The 16,753-nt window shown below is 68.0% G+C and carries 15 protein-coding genes; 10 read left to right on the forward strand and 5 right to left on the reverse strand.

Annotated features, from left to right (window positions below; all coding sequences use genetic code 11):
• Positions 1 to 346 precede the first annotated feature (346 nt).
• Together NA12_RS30840 and NA12_RS30845 are read left to right on the forward strand one after the other, a co-directional pair.
• Positions 347 to 973: a SanA/YdcF family protein gene (locus NA12_RS30840; RefSeq protein WP_255284115.1), complete on the forward strand. Its 627-nt coding sequence runs from the start codon at positions 347 to 349 to the stop codon at positions 971 to 973.
• A 43-nt stretch (positions 974 to 1,016) separates the two neighbouring features.
• Positions 1,017 to 4,298, forward strand: a complete 3,282-nt coding sequence (locus NA12_RS30845) for a DEAD/DEAH box helicase (protein ID WP_067459608.1) — start codon at positions 1,017 to 1,019, stop codon at positions 4,296 to 4,298.
• Here the strand turns inward: NA12_RS30845 and NA12_RS30850 are convergent.
• From NA12_RS30850 to NA12_RS30865, 3 genes are all read right to left on the reverse strand, one after another.
• Positions 4,280 to 5,338, reverse strand: a complete 1,059-nt coding sequence (locus tag NA12_RS30850) for a class I SAM-dependent methyltransferase (protein ID WP_067459611.1) — start codon at positions 5,336 to 5,338, stop codon at positions 4,280 to 4,282. The two genes, NA12_RS30845 and NA12_RS30850, sit on opposite strands and share 19 nt — an antisense overlap.
• A gap of 454 nt (positions 5,339 to 5,792) precedes the next feature.
• Positions 5,793 to 6,248 carry a PTS sugar transporter subunit IIA gene (locus NA12_RS30860; protein ID WP_067459614.1) on the reverse strand — a complete coding sequence of 152 codons (456 nt, stop codon included), beginning with the start codon at positions 6,246 to 6,248 and terminating at the stop codon, positions 5,793 to 5,795.
• Positions 6,245 to 6,475, reverse strand: a complete 231-nt coding sequence (locus tag NA12_RS30865; RefSeq protein WP_067459617.1) for a PTS sugar transporter subunit IIB — start codon at positions 6,473 to 6,475, stop codon at positions 6,245 to 6,247. Before NA12_RS30865 ends, NA12_RS30860 begins: the two co-directional genes overlap by 4 nt.
• A gap of 229 nt (positions 6,476 to 6,704) precedes the next feature.
• Between NA12_RS30865 and NA12_RS30870 the strand changes: the two genes are divergently transcribed.
• The 5 genes from NA12_RS30870 (at position 6,705) to nagB (ending at position 12,064) form a co-directional block, all read left to right on the forward strand.
• On the forward strand, positions 6,705 to 8,051 hold the full coding sequence (locus NA12_RS30870) for a PTS transporter subunit EIIC (protein ID WP_067459620.1): 1,347 nt from the start codon (positions 6,705 to 6,707) through the stop codon (positions 8,049 to 8,051).
• Positions 8,052 to 8,055: 4 nt separating this feature from the next.
• A complete protein-coding gene (locus tag NA12_RS30875; RefSeq protein WP_067459623.1) occupies positions 8,056 to 8,319 on the forward strand; it encodes an HPr family phosphocarrier protein in 264 nt (87 codons plus the stop codon).
• Positions 8,319 to 9,983, forward strand: coding sequence for a phosphoenolpyruvate--protein phosphotransferase (gene ptsP, locus NA12_RS30880; RefSeq protein WP_067459626.1), 1,665 nt, complete (start codon positions 8,319 to 8,321; stop codon positions 9,981 to 9,983). The genes NA12_RS30875 and ptsP overlap by 1 nt, the downstream gene beginning before the upstream one ends.
• Before the next feature lie 132 nt (positions 9,984 to 10,115).
• The gene (locus NA12_RS30885) at positions 10,116 to 11,285 is read left to right on the forward strand and encodes an N-acetylglucosamine-6-phosphate deacetylase (protein WP_174551149.1); all 1,170 of its coding nucleotides are present in this window, start codon (positions 10,116 to 10,118) and stop codon (positions 11,283 to 11,285) included.
• Entirely contained in the window at positions 11,285 to 12,064 is a 780-nt protein-coding gene (gene nagB, locus NA12_RS30890) for a glucosamine-6-phosphate deaminase (protein ID WP_067459632.1), read from the forward strand. The genes NA12_RS30885 and nagB overlap by 1 nt, the downstream gene beginning before the upstream one ends.
• A gap of 21 nt (positions 12,065 to 12,085) precedes the next feature.
• Here the strand turns inward: nagB and NA12_RS30895 are convergent, their stop codons facing one another.
• Both NA12_RS30895 and NA12_RS30900 read right to left on the reverse strand, forming a co-directional pair.
• Positions 12,086 to 12,745, reverse strand: coding sequence for an HD domain-containing protein (locus tag NA12_RS30895; RefSeq protein ID WP_067459635.1), 660 nt, complete (start codon positions 12,743 to 12,745; stop codon positions 12,086 to 12,088).
• 93 nt (positions 12,746 to 12,838) lie between these two features.
• Positions 12,839 to 13,141, reverse strand: a complete 303-nt coding sequence (locus NA12_RS30900) for a hypothetical protein (protein WP_084473276.1) — start codon at positions 13,139 to 13,141, stop codon at positions 12,839 to 12,841.
• 243 nt (positions 13,142 to 13,384) lie between these two features.
• Between NA12_RS30900 and NA12_RS30905 the strand changes: the two genes are divergently transcribed.
• The 3 genes from NA12_RS30905 (at position 13,385) to NA12_RS30915 (ending at position 16,748) form a co-directional block, all read left to right on the forward strand.
• Positions 13,385 to 14,335, forward strand: a complete 951-nt coding sequence (locus NA12_RS30905; protein ID WP_067459689.1) for an NAD(P)H-dependent flavin oxidoreductase — start codon at positions 13,385 to 13,387, stop codon at positions 14,333 to 14,335.
• 62 nt (positions 14,336 to 14,397) lie between these two features.
• Positions 14,398 to 14,952 (forward strand): TetR/AcrR family transcriptional regulator, encoded by a 555-nt coding sequence (locus NA12_RS30910; protein WP_067459641.1) that lies wholly within the window; start codon positions 14,398 to 14,400, stop codon positions 14,950 to 14,952.
• A gap of 68 nt (positions 14,953 to 15,020) precedes the next feature.
• On the forward strand, positions 15,021 to 16,748 hold the full coding sequence (locus tag NA12_RS30915; protein WP_067459644.1) for an alpha/beta fold hydrolase: 1,728 nt from the start codon (positions 15,021 to 15,023) through the stop codon (positions 16,746 to 16,748).
• The last annotated feature ends 5 nt before the right edge of the window (positions 16,749 to 16,753 follow it).

The following is a 16,753-nucleotide window of genomic DNA, read 5'->3' on the forward strand; positions in this document are numbered from 1 at the left end:
TTTCAGTGAGGCAAGGGTTCAAACTTAGCTCAGGCAACCGGTCGGAAGCAAATCCGTACCATGTTCCTCTGAACACGCAGTCAGTCAGGCGCTCATCGTCCTACCTCGTGTCTCGGCCGCTGGCGGCTGAGTCGGTGTCCGTGTCGCTCTGACTGGAATAAAGTTACGTGCCGACAATTGCAAAGTCAAATCCCCTAGTCAGGGGTAATTTTCGCGGTGCTCATGTATGAAAGTGCGCATGGCGGAGGAACATAGCGAGAAGCGTCGGCGGTTGCGTCGTATCGCGAGGGCCGGACTTGTCGTGGCGGGTGGCCTGGTGTCGGTGACGGCCGGGGCGAACATCGCTATGTGGACTTTGTCGGCCGGCCATAGAAGTGATGTGGCAGCGGCACCCAGCGCACCGGTCGTTATCGTCCCGGGGGCAAAGGTCGCGCCGGACGGAACTCCGATGGCGTACCTACGGGGACGCCTCGATGTGGCGATCGAGTTGATCGAAGCGGGTAAGGCCGAGGAGATTCTGTTGTCCGGGGATGCCGGCGGCTCGTCGGGCGATGAGATCGCGTCGATGATTGCCTATCTACTCGACCGTGGCATCGACCCCGCCATCGTCCGATCCGATGGTTCAGGGCTTTCCACTCGGGAGACCTGTGAGCGGGCGAAGTCGATGTTCGGCATCGATCGGGCGATCATCGTGAGTCAGTATCAGCATCTCCCCCGTGCGGTGGCGCTGTGCCGGGTCGCGGGCATCGAGGCCGACGGGGTGGTCGCCTCTTGCGAGTGCAGACAGGTCACCGAGGCACGCAACAACATTCGCGAATGGCTGGCGGCGCCGAAGGCCGTGGCGCAGATGCTGCATGGGCGGTTGTGGGCGGCGGATGCGCGCCGCGGCGGCGGGACCAGCGCCGATGGGCTCGCCGCGGCCGACGCGACCGCCGGGGTGACGTGCTGGCGGAATCCGGGTCGCGTACCGTAATCGGGGTTGTCTGCAATGATCGCCGACCGGATTGGGGTGCATCGTGGGCGGTTCCGAGCACGCTGCGCGGCTCGTATGTTTCTGGCAGACCGTGGAGTTGTTCGGTCCGCAGCTCGTTCCCGATGTCGAGACCGACGGCCTGGTGGTCGATCTCGCGCCCGATGACCCGGCGCCGTGGGAAAACCTCGCCGTGCTGCCCGCGTTGAAGACCGGGCGGGTGTGGCGGTTCGTCGTGTACGGCGGACTGTTCGAGGTGGGGCGCGCGCGCGAAGCGCTGGTGCGGACATTCGGCGAGGACCAGCTGGAGGCGGACGCTCGACGGGCCGGAACCACAGCGACTTTCGCGCTGACGCTCACCGACAGTGGACGGGTTGTCGAAGGCTCGGCGACCCTGTCCGGATTGGCGTGGGCCGTGAACCGGCTCCGCGCACCAGGGCCCGGCGACACCGGGTGGGCCGACGGATTCGACCATGACTCCGCGGCGTTCACCGCCGCGCTCGACATGCTGACGCGAGATGCCGACCCCGATGGCGAACAGATGGGTCCGGCGCCGCGGTGGCGGGCGCTGGACGTGGCGGGCCGTGGTGTCGCGGCTTCGGTGATCGCGGCGGGAGCCGACGGCGTCATCTCGCCCGGGCTCGCCGGGATGTCGGCGTTGGCGTTCGCCGAGCGGTTCGCCGGACAACCCGGTGACGATGCCCCCCGGCTGACCGGCCGCGACCTGCACACTCTCACCGGTGAACTGTGTGCCGCGTTGGGCATTCGATCGGAATTGCGGGCCGGTGGTGTGCGGGTGGCGTGCCTCCAGGTCGCCGCGCGTGACGCCGACAGTGACGCCACCGAGGATCGTCTGAACAGCGGACTCGGCCCGGATCTCGCCGAACTCGCGAAGGCGGTGGAGCGCGGCGATATCGGTGCGGCGCTGCGCGATTACCTCGCGGCCGCGGAATCACTGCCGCTCGATGAACGGATCGATGTCCGTCGACGCCAGGACGCGGTCGTCGAGGGCCTGCTGCCCGGTCTCCTTCCGGACGGACGCTGGCCGGGCGATCCGCTGGTATCCGGACAGCAGTTCGCCGTCGATCGCGCACTGTCCGAATTGCGCGACGACGCGGGTATTTTCGCGGTGCACGGCGCTCCGGGCACCGGGACGACCACGATGCTGCGAGACCTGCTGGCCGCGATCCTGGTCGAGCGGGCCACGCAACTGGTGGCATTCGATGATCCGATGGCGGTGTTCGCCGGGATCACCGAGCAGGTGCAGGTGGCGAAGAACTACACGGTGGGCGCGCATCGATTGGCGAACTGCGTGACCGGGTTCGAAGTGGTACTGGCGACGGGCAGCGATGCCACCGCGGCCGATGTGGTCGCCGAGATCCAGCATCGCGACGCGATCGACGGCGAGCTGCGTCACTTCACCGACCTGGCCGAACTCGTCGGCGGCGCGCCCGCGTGGGGACTGGTCGCGGCGGCACTGGGCGGGACGCGACGGACGTTCGCCGAACAGTTCTGGTTCGGGGACCGTTTCGCCGCCGAGCGGAAGACAGGAGCGCCCAGCGGCGGGATGCTCGATATCCTCAAGCAGGCGGAGGCCGACCCGGATTCGATTCCGGATTGGCCGACCGCGGTGCGCGATTTCACCACTCGCCGCGCCGAGGTGCGCAGGCTCACGCAGGCGCGCCAGAACGTCGCCGACGCGGTCGCCGAGCTGCCGGTCATGAACGCGGGGTTGCAGTCGAGGGCCGCCGAGATCACCGATGCCGATGACGCACACGCGCATTGGCGTGAACGTCATCAGCTGGCGACCGAGCATCTGCGGGCCGCGCAGGCCGCCCATCACCGGGTGGGTAAGTACCTCGGCGAGCACGGCGGGCAGAAGCCGGGATTCATGGCATCGCTGTCGACGGGATTTCGGGCCGGACGGCGGTGGAGCGCGCGCAGTAACGAGTTGCTGCGCGAACGACACATCGCCGAGGCGGATGTGCGGCGGCGACAGACCGAGGTCGACTACACCCGGGAGCAGTGGTCGGCGGCGGCCGAGCACGGCAGAACGTTGATTCGCGAACACGTCGAGTTGACGCTGCGGCGGGCGGCGGCGCTGGAGGTGATCGAGCGAGGACGCGAGAGCTGGTCGCGCACCATACCGTTCGGTGACGTGGCGTGTGACGACGAACAGTTCCAGCTGTGCAATCCGTGGGCGGACGAGCAGTACGCGAGCGCGCGGCGAGCGCTGTTCCTGTCGGCGTTGAAGCTGCATCGCGCGTTCCTGCTCAACGCGGCCCCGAGGATTCGCGACAATCTCATCGTCGCCATCGCGTTGATCCGTGGTGAGCTCGCCGCCGAGCCGAAGCCCGAAACCGTCGCGGCGGCGTGGCAGACGCTGTTCTTCGCGGTGCCGATGATCACCACGACCTTCACCGCGCTGCCTCGGCTGTTCGCCGGGCTGCGGTCCGAGGCTCTCGGCTGGTTGTTCGTCGATGACGCCGGCCAAGCCGCGCCGCAGTCGGTGGCCGGTGGACTGTGGCGGGCCAGGCGGGCGGTGATCGTCGGTGATCATCGTCAGCTGGGGCCTGTGGGCGTGCTGCCCACGTCGGCGCAGGAGGCATTCGTGCAGCAGTACGGGCTCGACGCGGAATGGATGCCGGATCAGGCGTCGGCGCGCCAGGCGGCCGATCGTGGAGTGCGCTACGGAACCTGGCTGATGCCGTCGGATTCGGTCGCCCCGGTGTGGGTCGGCACGCCGTTGCGGGTCCATCGGCGCAGCGACCGGCCGATCTTCGAGCTCACCCACCACATCGCCTATGACGATGATCTGCTGGTGTTCGCCACGCCGGATCGACCGGAGTTCCCCGGTCACGACCGGTGGATCGATGTGAGATCCGCACGGGCCGAAGGCAATTGGATTCCTGGGGAGGGCGAAGCGCTCGCCGCGCTGCTGGCGCGGCTGACCGAGGACGGGGTGGCCGCGACCGATATTCGCGTGGTGAGCCCGTTCCGCGATGTCGCGTACGGGGCGCAGGAGATCGCGCGGGAGGTACTCGGCGCGGAGTTCGCGCAGCGCCAGGTGGGCACTGTCCATGCGATGCACGGCAATTCGGCCGAGGTGGTGGTGCTGATCTTGGGAACATCACCCGCCGCGGGCGGATCGCGACGGTGGGCGGCGACGAATCCGAATGTGCTCAACACGGCGGTGTCGAGGGCTCGGCGGCGGGTCTATGTGATCGGCAACTACCGATTGTGGAGCAGCCAGCGCTATTTCGACGACCTCGCCAGGCGGTGGACGGTCGAGATCGAGGAATTCGCCGATCAGACCGTGAGCCGATAGAAACGCCAGAATCCGAAGTCCTCGATCGGGAGAATGTCCACGGCGGTGAAACCCGCCTGCTGGGCGTACTCCCCCAGTTTCGCTGTGCGCATGACCGTGCCGGTGCCTGCGGAATCGGGATGCGCCATGCCGTCGGGCAGGCAGACCAGCAGGCTGAAGCCGTACATCAGGCGATCGAGATCGCTCGCGGGCGCGGTGAATTCCGACGCGACGGCCTCGTCCATGATGATCACCGCGCCACCGGGACGCAGCGCTGCGCGCATCGAGGTCAGCACCTCGACGGGGTGTGGCATGTCGTGCAGGCATTCGAACGCGAACAGCGCGTCGTAGGCGGATTCGGGGAGGTCGGTGGCGGCGTCGGCGTGGTGGAACCGGACGCGAGCGCCGAGGTCGGCGGCGTTGTCGGCGGCCATTCGCACCGAGGGCTCGTCGATGTCGTAGCCGTCGACCGATAGCTCGGGGTAGGCGCGGGCAAGGGCGATCGTGGACCAGCCGCCGCCGGAACCGATGTCGGCCGCCTTCGCGTCGGGGCGCGACAGCAGTGCGTGGATATCGGGGACCCCGGCCAGATCCGTCGCGAGGCGTTGTTCGAACCAGGGGCGGTTCATGTCCGACTGGGATTCGCGCATATCGGCGCCGTACTCGGACCACCCGATGCCACCACCGTCGCGGTAGGCGCGCACGAGCGCGGGCATCTGCGCGGCGGCGCCCGCCAGCATACGAGCCAGTGGCGCGAGGTAATTGAGACTGTTCGGGTCGGTGAGAACCTCGGCGGCACCGGCGGGCAGCGCGAACCGCTTGTCCTCGGTCACCGTCAGAATCTCGGTCGCCGCCTGCTGCTCGAGCCACTCCTGCGCATACCGGCGATCCCCGCCCGCCCGCGCGATCAACTCACCCGCGTCCGCGGGACCGCCCTCGGCCAACGCCCGATACCAGCCGAGCCGATCTCCCAGATGCACCGCGAGGAGGTCGATCGTCCCGAGCGCGGCCCCGAACAACCGGTCGGCGAACTGCTCACTGGTCTGGTCCGCTCCACTCACCGGTCGTCCTCCTGTCGATGCGACACGGAATCGACGCCGACCCGCTGATACGGACTACGGAAAACCGAGACCAACGGTTCACACGGGTCAACGATTCGGTCTACGACCTAGCCATTGCCGATAGTTAGCGAGATAATAACCAATGCGTCTCCAATGATCGGAGAAGTCATGAGACCTGCGATATTACTCGTACCATCTGCTTGCATCGCAGTAGCTATCGGCATCGCGCTGCCACCGGCAGCCACCGCCGAGCCGCCGGGCCCCCACTGCCACTCGTCCTACGACCCGTGCGTCCCGATCGCCAGCGACGTGGACTGCGAAGGCCTTGGCGGCGACGGGCCGATGTTCACCGGGCCCGTGCGCGTGATCGGGCCCGATGAGTACGGGCTCGATGACAACAATGACGGATTCGGGTGTGAACTCGGCTGATTCGCCCGGTGTACAGCCGCGCGCCCTACGGCGAATCGAACAAAGGGGCGCCGGATTCGACCGTGGTGCCGATGGTGTCGGCGTGGACGGAGTTCTTCGCTGAGTCCATGACCACGACGGGGCAGATGACCGAGTAGCCGGTGCCTGCGGTTTTCGTCGGGTCGAAGGTCACGATGGGGGCGCCGGCTTCTACCGTGTCACCTTCGGTGGCGAGGAGTTCGAAGCCTTCGCCCCCGAGCTTCACGGTGTCGATGCCCAGGTGGACCAGGACGCCGACGCCCTTGCCGACGATAACGAAGGCGTGGGGGTGGAGTTTGAGGATCTTGCCGGCGATGGGGGCCGTCACCGTCAGGGTGCCGCGGGTGCGGTCGGGGTCGAGCGCTACGCCGGAGCCGATGATCTGGTCGGCGAAGACCTGGTCGGGCACCTCGGACAGGTCGACGACCTTGCCGGGCAGCGGCGCGATGACCGGAATGCTCACAGAATGTCCTCGATATCGTCGGCCAGGGTGTCAGCTTCGGGGCCGACGACGACCTGCACGACCGTGCCCGACTTGAGGACGCCGTGGGCGCCCGCGGCCTTGAGCGCGGCCTCGTCGACCAGGCCGCCGTCCTTCACCTCGGTGCGCAGTCGGGTGATGCAGGCCTCGATCTCGACGATATTGTCCGCGCCGCCCAAGCCCTGGACGATCGCTTCCGCCTTGGACATATGTTCTCCCTTTCCGCGGTGGTTGCCAGTACCAGTATGGGAGCCTCGGATGTGCGCCACGTCATATTCAGCGGTTGACATCCGACTCTCACCTGGTCAAACTTGCAACTGGTTATGACCGGACAGTACCCGTCGGGTACACCGGTTCACAACAGTTAACCCGGATCGGCGGGCAAGCCGGTCTTCCCTCGCCGAGACCGCCGGGCAAGCCGGCACGAAGAAGGTCGCCATGACTGCCGTTACCGACACACCACAGCGAGAGTCGAAGGTGTTCGCGGGATTGCAGCGCCTCGGTCGCAGCCTCATGCTGCCGATCGCGGTGCTGCCCGCGGCGGGCATCCTGCTGCGCATCGGCCAGGACGACCTGCTCGGCCGCTTCTCCGCGCTGCAGAGCACCGCGTCGGTCATCTCGGCGGCCGGGCAGGCGGTGTTCACCTGGCTGCCGCTGATCTTCGCGGTCGGTATCGCGATCGGCTGGGCCAAGAAGGCCGACGGGTCGACCGCGCTGGCCGCGGTCGTCGGTTACATGGTGATCAACGGCGTATTCGAGGCCATGTCACCGATCGTGCTCGAGGGAAAGACGGACCCGAAGGGCGCACAGGCGCTGATCAACTACGGCGTCCTCGCCGGCATCGTGATGGGTCTGCTGTCGGCGATACTGTGGCAGCGGTTCTACCGTACGAAGCTGCCCGATTTCCTCGGCTTCTTCAACGGCCGACGACTGGTACCGATCCTGACCGCGTTCACCGGCCTGATCGTCGGTGTCGGGATGGCGTTCCTGTACCCGGCCTTCAACTCCGCGCTCACCTGGGTGGGTGAGACCGTCGCGAACAACGCGGTCGTCGGCGGCGGCATTTACGGCGCGGCCAACCGCCTGCTCATCCCCACCGGTCTGCACCACATCCTGAACTCCACGGTCTGGTTCCTCGTCGGCGATTACACCGACGCCTCCGGCCAGCTCGTACGCGGCGACCTCAACCGCTTCTTCGCCGGCGATCCGACCGCGGGCACGTTCATGACGGGCTTCTTCCCCATCATGATGTTCGCGCTTCCCGCTGCCGCGCTGGCCATTTGGCGCAACGCGCGGCCGTCGCAGAAGAAGCTGGTCGGCGGCATCATGCTCTCCACCGGCCTGACCGCGTTCGTCACCGGCATCACCGAGCCGCTGGAATTCTCGTTCATGTTCGTGGCGTGGCCGCTGTATGTGGTGCACGCGATCTTGACGGGCACGTCGATGGCGCTGGTGAACGCGCTCGGCATCCACGACGGATTCACGTTCTCCGCCGGCGCGATCGACTATCTGCTGAACTTCGGCAAGGCCACCGACGCCTGGCTGCTGATCCCGATCGGACTCGGCTACGCGGTGATCTATTACGCGCTCTTCAGCTTCGTGATCAAGAAGTGGAACCTGCGCACGCCGGGGCGCGAAGCGGAAACCGATGTCGAGGCAGGCCTGCCCGACGCGGCGCTGGTCGAAGCGCGGACCGCGCTGACAGCCACCGGCGATACTCGAACCGATGCCCCGTCGGTCGCCGAAGTCGAAACGAAGCTGGACAAGAAACTGGAAGGTGAGTGAGGCAATGAGCACCCGTACCGTCATCGTCGGATCCCCGGTGGGGCTGCACGCGCGGCCCGCCGCGAAACTCACGCAGGCAGTCCAGGCCGCGGGGGTGCCGGTCCGGATCTCGTTGGGAGATGGCGAACCCGTCGACGCGGCCAGCGTGCTCGCGGTGATGACGCTGGGCGCCGGCCACGGTGACGAGGTGACCCTGCACGCCGAGGACGCCGACGCGATCTTGGACCAGTTGGCCGAACTCATCGCCTCGGACCTGGACTCTGCCTGATGCCCGAGCGGGTGATCCGTGGACTCGGAGTGAGTCCCGGCGTGGTGTGCGCGCCGTGGTTGCGGTTCGGGTCGCCGCTCGCGACGTCGGCGCACGACCGCGTCGGCGGCTCGGTCGCCGACGAGCTGGCCCGGGTCGAGGACGCGCTCGGTGGCGTGGCCGACGAGATGACCGCGCGGGCCGCGCGCGTGAACGGTGTGGCGGCGGAGATTCTCTCGATGTCGGCGATGATGGCCCGTGATCCGGGCATCGTCGCCGCCACCGAGAAGGAGCTCGCCGCCGGGATGCCGACGGCGCACGCGGTGCACCTGGCATTCGAGGGATTCTGCGCGAAACTGGAAGCGCTCGGCGGGTACATGGCCGAGCGGGCGACCGATCTGCGCGACATCGGCGGGCGGACCGTCGCGGTCCTGCTCGGGCGGCCGATGCCTGGCATTCCGGAGCCGGGGTATCCGTTCGTGCTGGTCGCGCGGGATCTCGCGCCCGCCGACACTGCGATGCTGGGTGAGAGCGAGGTGGTGGGACTGCTCACCACCGAAGGCGGGCCGACCAGCCACACCGCGATTCTCGCGAAGTCCCTCGGCCTGCCCGCGGTGGTGAACTGTCCCGATGCCGATCAGCTCGTCGACGGCGCGCCGGTGCTGCTCGACGGCGCGACCGGCGAGGTCGTGATCGATCCGAGCCCCGTCCGTCAGCGGGCAGCCCTCGAACAGGCAGCGGCGGGCACAGCGCGGATCGCGGCGGTCAGCGGGCCCGGACATACCGCTGACGGGACGCCGGTGCGACTGCTGGTGAACATCGGCACCGTCGATGACGCGACGAAGACGGGACCGATCGACAGCGAGGGTGTCGGGCTGTTGCGCACCGAGTTCATGTATCTCGGGAAGACCTCGGAGCCGTCGCTGGACGAGCAGACCGCCTCCTACACAGCGGTTCTCGAACAGTTCGCCGGACGACGAGTGGTAGTGCGAACCCTCGACGCCGGGTCGGATAAGCCGCTGCCGTTTCTCGATCTCGGTACCGAGGAGAACCCGGCACTCGGCGTGCGCGGGCTGCGGATCGGCACCGCGTTCCCGCAGACCCTCGCCACGCAGCTCACGGCACTCGCCCGCGCGGGCGAGGCGACCGGGGCCGAGCTGTGGGTGATGGCGCCGATGGTCGCCACCGTAGACGAGGCCGCCGGGTTCGCCGCGCTGGCAAGGGAATCCGGGTTGACCCAGGTCGGGGCGATGATCGAGATCCCGGCGGCCGCGTTGCGCGCCGCCGACCTGCTCGCGCAACTGGACTTCGTCAGTATCGGTACCAATGATCTGAGCCAGTACACCTGCGCGGTGGATCGGCTGGCGGGCGGGCTCGCGCAACTGCTCGATCCGTGGCAGCCCGCGGTGCTCGATCTGATCGCGATGGTCGGTGCCGCCGGTGCGGCCGCGGGCAAGTCGGTCGGGGTGTGTGGCGAGGCGGCGTCGGATCCGACGTTGGCACCGGTGCTGGTGGGGCTGGGCGTGACGAGTTTGTCGATGTCGGCGCCCGCGCTGCCCGCGGTGCGGGCGGCGTTGGCCGCGGTGGATATGCAGCGGTGCCAGGATGCGGCCGATGCGGCGCGCGCGGCGCGCAATCCGCAGGCGGGACGTGCGGCGGTCGCAGCGATCATCGGGCGGACGTGAAAAAGGTTGTCGCGCAAGTGGTTCAGTTGTTGGGCGGATCGCGGTGTGGCGGTCTGCGGTGGTCTGCGGTCGCAATGATGGATACCGCCTCGGGTGTTCGGGCAGGTATTGGCTCCCGGTGAAAGGTTCGTCGTGACGGGAATCGTGCGCGGTCGCCTCGTCGGGGCGGGCGCGGGGGAAGTGGATGACGGCGTCGTCGAATTCGCGGGTGGGCGAATCACCTGGGTCGGCGAAGCGACGAATTATTCGTCACCCGAACGACTTCCAGAATCCAGTGCTGACCTGGTGCTTCCGGGACTGATCGATCTGCACTGCCACGGTGGGGCCGGGTTCGGGTTTCCCAACGCCGATGCGCGGGGCGCTCGAGTCGCGGCGGCCCACCATCGGGGACAGGGCACCACCGGGTTGATGGGGAGCTTGGTGTCGGATCAGCCGGAGATACTGATCGCGCAGGCGGCGATGTTGGCTGATCTCGTCGAGGACGGCGTTCTGCTCGGGGTGCACCTCGAGGGGCCGTTCATCAATGCCGCCCGTTGTGGAGCACAGGATCGCGCGGCGATCATTCCCGGCGATCCCGGGTTGTTCGAGCGGATCTACGCGGCCGCGCGCGGCACGGTGCGGTCGATGACGTTGGCGCCCGAGACCGCGCGTTTCGACGCGCTGCTGGCCGCGATGCGCCGACACGACGTGCTGCCGAGCCTCGGACACACCGATGCCGATGCCGCGACCACCACGGCGTGCATCGCCGGGGCCCGTGGCGGCCCGATCACCGCTACGCACCTGTTCAACGGGATGCCGGCACTGCATCACCGCTCCCCCGGGCCGGTCGCCGCCTGTCTGGCCGCGGCGGGGCGGGGCCAGATGGTGGTCGAATTGATCGGTGACGGTGTGCATGTGGCGCCGGAGGCGGTGGCGATGGTGTTCGATACCGTCGGGCCGGATCAGATCGCGCTGGTGTCCGATGCGATGGCGGCGGCGGGCATGAGCGATGGTGACTATCGACTGGGCGCCCTCGACGTTCAGGTACACGACGGCGTCGCCCGACTGGTCACCGAGGACGGGTCGCCCGGGGCGATCGCGGGCGGCACGGCACGGCTGGTCGATGTGCTGCGCTGGACCGTCGTCGAGGCCGGCGTCCCCCTGTCCGACGCGGTGACCGCCGCGACGCGGACCCCCGCTCGTGTCCTCGGCTTGGAGGGCGAACGCGGCAGCCTCACCGTCGGTGCGCGTGCCGACATTCTTGTCACCGACCAGTCATTGCGGCCGCGGCGGGTGCTCGTCGCCGGAACGGAAGGAATCTGATGGAGATCGTGATCCGGGCTGACGAGAACGAAGTGGCGCGCACGGTCGCCGATATCGTCGGCGGCCATGTACGGCGCGGCAACGCGATCCTCGGCTTGGCGACCGGGTCGTCGCCGCTGGGGAGCTATCGGGAGCTGGCGCGCCGGTACCGCGCGGGCGAGTTGGACTTCACTACCGCCGTCGCCTTCCTGCTCGACGAATATGTGGGATTGCCGAAAGATCATCCGCAGTCGTATTTTTCGGTGATCCGGTCGGAATTCGTCGACCATGTGAACCTGGATCCGGCGCGAGTGCTGAGCCCGAACGGGGAGGCCGGTGATGTCGCGGGCGAGGGCCGACGCTATGACGCCGCCATCGCCGCGGCGGGTGGAATCGATGTGCAGCTACTGGGGATCGGCACCGATGGGCATATCGGATTCAACGAGCCAGGGTCGGCGCTGACCTCGCGCACGCGGGTGAAAACGCTGACCGAACAGACGCGTCAGGACAACGCGCGCTTCTTCGACGGACCGGAGAACGTGCCGCATCACGTGCTCACGCAGGGACTCGGCACCATCAACGAGGCCGGACATCTGGTGATGATCGCGCTCGGCGCGGGGAAGGCCGACGCGATCGCCGCCGCCGCCGAAGGGCCGTTGTCGGCGTTCTGCCCGGCGTCGGTCATGCAGTGGCATCCCCATGTCACGGTGGTGATCGACGAGGCCGCGGCGAGCAAGTTGAGGTTGGCGGATTACTACCGGTACGCGCTGGCCAACAAGCCCGCCTGGCAGTCGTTCTGACGCGACCACCGCCCAGCTGGATCAGGTGCGCTCGGCCAAGATCAACTGCGCCTCACCGGTATCGCAGTCGAATGCCGCCTGGACCGCCGCGATGGCTTTCTCGTGTTCGCCTGCCGCCACCAGCTGGTCGATATCGGCCCACTGATCGGTGGGCGGGGCCACCGAGAGATCGAGGCGGCGGTCGAGGCGTTCCCACATGCGGGCCACGGTGGGGTCGTCGGCGAGTAATCCGCCGAGATGGGCTTTGAAGTTCGCGTGCTCGGTTCGGTACATGCCCATCCAACTGCTGTCGGGCGGGCTGGCTTCGGCGTTGGCCGTGCGGTCGGCGAGTTTGAGGATCACCGCCCTCGGGTGTGCCGCGATCTTGTCGTAGGCGTTCTGGTTTCGCGCCTTGCGGTCGGGGCCGATGCCGGTGACCGCCCACACCAGATCGAGAACCGAACGGCCGAAACGGGATTCGACGTCCTCGGCCGTGACCGGGGTGTCTTCGACCACGTCGTGGAGCCAGGCCGCGACGACGAGGTCTCCGCCGAAACCGAAATCGTCGAGCACGCCCCGCACGGCCGCGAGATGGGTGACGTAGGGATGGTTGCCGTAGCGCTGATCACCATGGGCCGCGAGTGCGAAATCCCGCGCTCGGGCCTCGCGCTGATCGATCCCCGCGCGCTGTTCGAACTCCATGCCGCACCCCCGTGCTCGATTGGTGATCGTGTCGAGATCGACCCTAGCCGAGGGCACCGACAGGTTGCCGGGATCGGTGGCGGACGACCGGTTTCAGACGGGCCGGTGGCCCAGGTCCGGCCACGGCGGGCGACGCAGCAACGCCAACGCCGCGATGACCCCGGTGAGCAGGCCGATCCATTCGCCGAGCTGCGCGATGCGATTGGCGTCCATCGCGGGCGTCCAGTGCGCGCGGCCTTCGTGGACGACGAACACACCGACCGGACGAGGGTGCCGCAGCAGGCCGCCCACGCTCGAGACGGTAATGACCGTAGCGCCGTCGGCCGTGTCGATCGGCTCGCCGAACACGATCGGCGGCTCGGCCACCAGCTGTTCGACGCGATCTCTGATCGTCATCGCTGTCCTGTCTCGTCGTCCGGCATTGCCGTCGAACATACGCGCACCGCGAGCGCGCCGTCGAGGATCGCTGCGCGCGGCGCGCCGCCGATAGACGTCGTAATAGCCATGCGAATAGCGTTGTCACCCAATCTTTTCCGAACCTCACATCGGCGGGGACACCGACGCGGGTGTTGCCTGGAGAAAGCTCCGGCGCTCAGCTGCCATGATGGTCGGGTCATGGCCGTGGCGAAGGGTGCACCGATGTCAGAGCAGACGTTGTCGACACAGTGGTCGCGATCGCTGGGTTTGCGGGTGCCGCTGGTGAACGCGCCGATGGGCGGTGCGGCCGGTGGCCGGCTGGCGGCGGCGGTGAGCGCCGCGGGTGGACTCGGAATGATCGGCATGGGCAGTGCGGGGTCGGTGGCGGCGTTGCGCCGCGAACTGGCTGTCGCGGGAACGCCGGCCGGGATCGGACTCGTCGATTGGGTTCGCACTCGCGAGAACGGGCTGCTCGACGCCGCGATCGCCGCGGGTCCACGGATGATCTCGGTCAGTTTCGGCACCGATTTCTCCTGGGTCCCACGGGTGCGGGCGGCGGGCATCCTCGCCGTCACCCAGGTGTACGACGCACCGGGAGCCCATCGCGCTCAGGACGCGGGGATCGACGTTCTGGTGGCGCGCGGCAGCGAAGGTGGTGGTCACGGCGCCGACCGGCTGGCCTTGCTGCCGCTGCTCGACGTCGTCCTCGACATCGCGACCGTCCCGGTCCTGGCCGCAGGCGGCATCGGCTCCGGGCGCACGCTCGCGGCAGTGCTCGCGGCGGGCGCGGCGGGCGCGTGGCTGGGGACCTGCCTGGCCGCCACCGAGGAATCGCTACTGCCCGAATCCGCGCGCCTGGCGATGCTCGCCGCCGACTCCGGCAGCACCACGGTCACCACCGCGTTCGACGAGGCGCTCGATCTGCCATGGCCACCGATCTATCCGGCGCGTGTCCTGCGCAACGAGTTCACCGATCCGTGGTCGCGGCCCGAGGTCGACGAGGTACCCGATCCCGCGCGTCTTCGCGAGGCGATCGCGGCCGACGATCCTCGGCTCGCGCCGGTGGACGCGGGTCAGGGGGTCGGATCGGTGACCCACATCGAGCCCGCGGCGGCTGTGATCGACCGACTGTGTGTAGGCGCGACCGAGCTGCTGGCGGCACACCACCGGTAGGGCCGCGGTCGGGAAACCGACGGATCGTTGCAAAAATATATAGATCGGTCTAGTTTTAGGCAGTGGGCAAAAAGGGAGCCGAGACGCGGTGCAAGTTGATCCGTGCGACGCGGTCGCTGATCGAGTCGCACGGATATTTCGGCGCCGGGCTCAACCAGATCGTGCAGGAGAGCGGTGCCCCGCGCGGGTCGCTGTACTTCCATTTCCCCGGCGGTAAGGACGAATTGGTGGCGGCGGCGCTCGCCGAGAGCGGCACCGACATCGCGCGGATCATCCGCACGGTCGAGGCGACGGACGCGCGCGATTTCGCGCGCCGGATGATGAACCTGCTCGGCGATCAACTCGAGGCGTCGGACTGGACCATCGGGTGCCCGGTGGCGGCGGTCGCCTTGGACACCGCGTCCACCAACGACGCCGTGCAGCAGGCTTGTTCGGCGACGTATCGACTCTGGGAGGACGCGATCCGGGAACGCTTGATCGCCTTCGGTCACCCCGAACCCGAACGGATCACCACGGTCGCGCTCGCGCTGATCGAAGGCGGGCTCGTGCTGGCGCGGACCCACCGTTCCCGCCAACCACTGCAGCACCTCGCCGACACCATCGACGTACTGATCTGAGCCGTTCCTCTCCACGTCTCCGTCATATCCACAAAATATGTAAATCGGTCTACTGAAAGTAGGGCAAGATGCCACACACCGACTCCATCGTTTTCGGCGCCGCCGGGTTCATCGGGCGTTCGCTGGTCGCCGAATTGCTGCGCAACGGGAACACCGTCACCGCCGCCCTGCGCGCGGGCAGTCAGGATCGGTTGCGAACGTGGCTCGCCGGGCAGCATGTCGACATCGGCGGTTTGACCATCACCACCACCGATATCGGCGAACCGGATCTCGCGCTGGGCGGCCCCGTCGACGGCGTCCGCGATGTGTACAACGCGGCCGCGCTGATGAAGTTCGGACTGGACGCGCAGGTCGCGCGTCGGGTCAATCTCGACGGGGCGGTGCACGTATTGGAATGGGCCGCACGGCAACCCGACCTGCGGCGAATCGTGCACATCACCGGCTATCGCGCCGCCGACGGCGGCGGCGAGCAGGACTACGGCAACGGCGCGTACGAGGCGTCCAAAGTCGAGGCCGACGGCCTGCTGCGCCGGATCGCGGACGCGCGTGAGATTCCGCTGACCATCGCCAATCCTGCCGGTGTGCTCGGACCCGGCCAGTACTTCGGGCTCTCCGACATCATCGACAATCTGTGGCAGGGCCGATTGCCCGCGCTGCCGGGCTCGGCCGATACCTTCGTTCCGGTGGTCGATCTCGACTACGTGGCCAGGTTCATCGTGGCGCTGCCCACCCAGCCCGATACCGTCGGCAGGTCCTTTCCGCTGCTGGATGCCGCGACTCCCACCCTGCCCGACCTGATTCGGCTCGTCGCGGACCATCTGCGTGTCGCCGCGCCGCGCTTCACGCTGCCGACCGCGCTGGTCCGTCGGCTGCCCCGGGCGGTGACCCATGCCGATCCCGAGGCGCTGTCGTTCCTCAGCAGCGATCGGTACGACACCAGCCACAGCGATGTCATCGCACGGCGGCTCGGCATCAGCCATCCGCCGGTCGACGAACTACTCCGTACCTACGCCGACGGGATAGTCGCCGGCCGCAACGGCGCTGTACCACCCACACCGACAGCCGGATTCCGGGACGGGACCTGGCTGACCGGCGAACGAACCGACCCGGAATACGTCCTGTTGCACGGCATTCCGCTCAATGGTGACTCGTGGGCCGAGGTGATACGCGAGTTGAACGCCCCGGCGCTGGCCGCCGACCTCCCCGGACTCGGACGCTCGGCGGTGTCCGCGCGGCAGTTCGGTGACTGGATGGAGGAATTGATGGCGCCGGTGCGAACACGACCGGTCATCGTCGGTCATTCGTTGGGGACATGGGCCGCAATACAATTCGCGCTGCGTCATCCCGACCGAGTGTCCAGGCTGGTGCTGATCGCGCCCGCCTTCCTCCAGCAGCCCGCCTCGCGGCTCACGGGTTCACCGATCGCCGCCGAGGTCGTCAAGCGAATGTCGGCCGCGACAATCGCTGCGCGACTCGGCATCCCGGAAGGACCCGCCCTCGCCTCCGCGCTCGCCGATCTGCGGCGACCCGGCGTCGCCCAGCGCACCTGGTCGGCCCTGCGCGCCGCCGGCGCCTCGCGAGACGAGCTCGCCGCCGCACTGACCCGGGTCACCGTTCCGGTCGACATCATCGTCGGATCCGACGATCCACTGATCGAGTCGACCGATCGGCCGGTCACGACGATCACCGGCACCGGGCACTATCCGCAGCTGACCCATCCGGATCTGGTCGCGCGTTTCCTGCGTGGCGATTCGGTCTCCGCCGCGTCGCACCACCACACGACGAGCAGTAGCTAGCGGAA

The organism is Nocardia alba NBRC 108234 (assembly GCF_001612665.1).
In the GTDB taxonomy this organism is placed as follows: Bacteria; Actinomycetota; Actinomycetes; order Mycobacteriales; family Mycobacteriaceae; genus Nocardia; species Nocardia alba.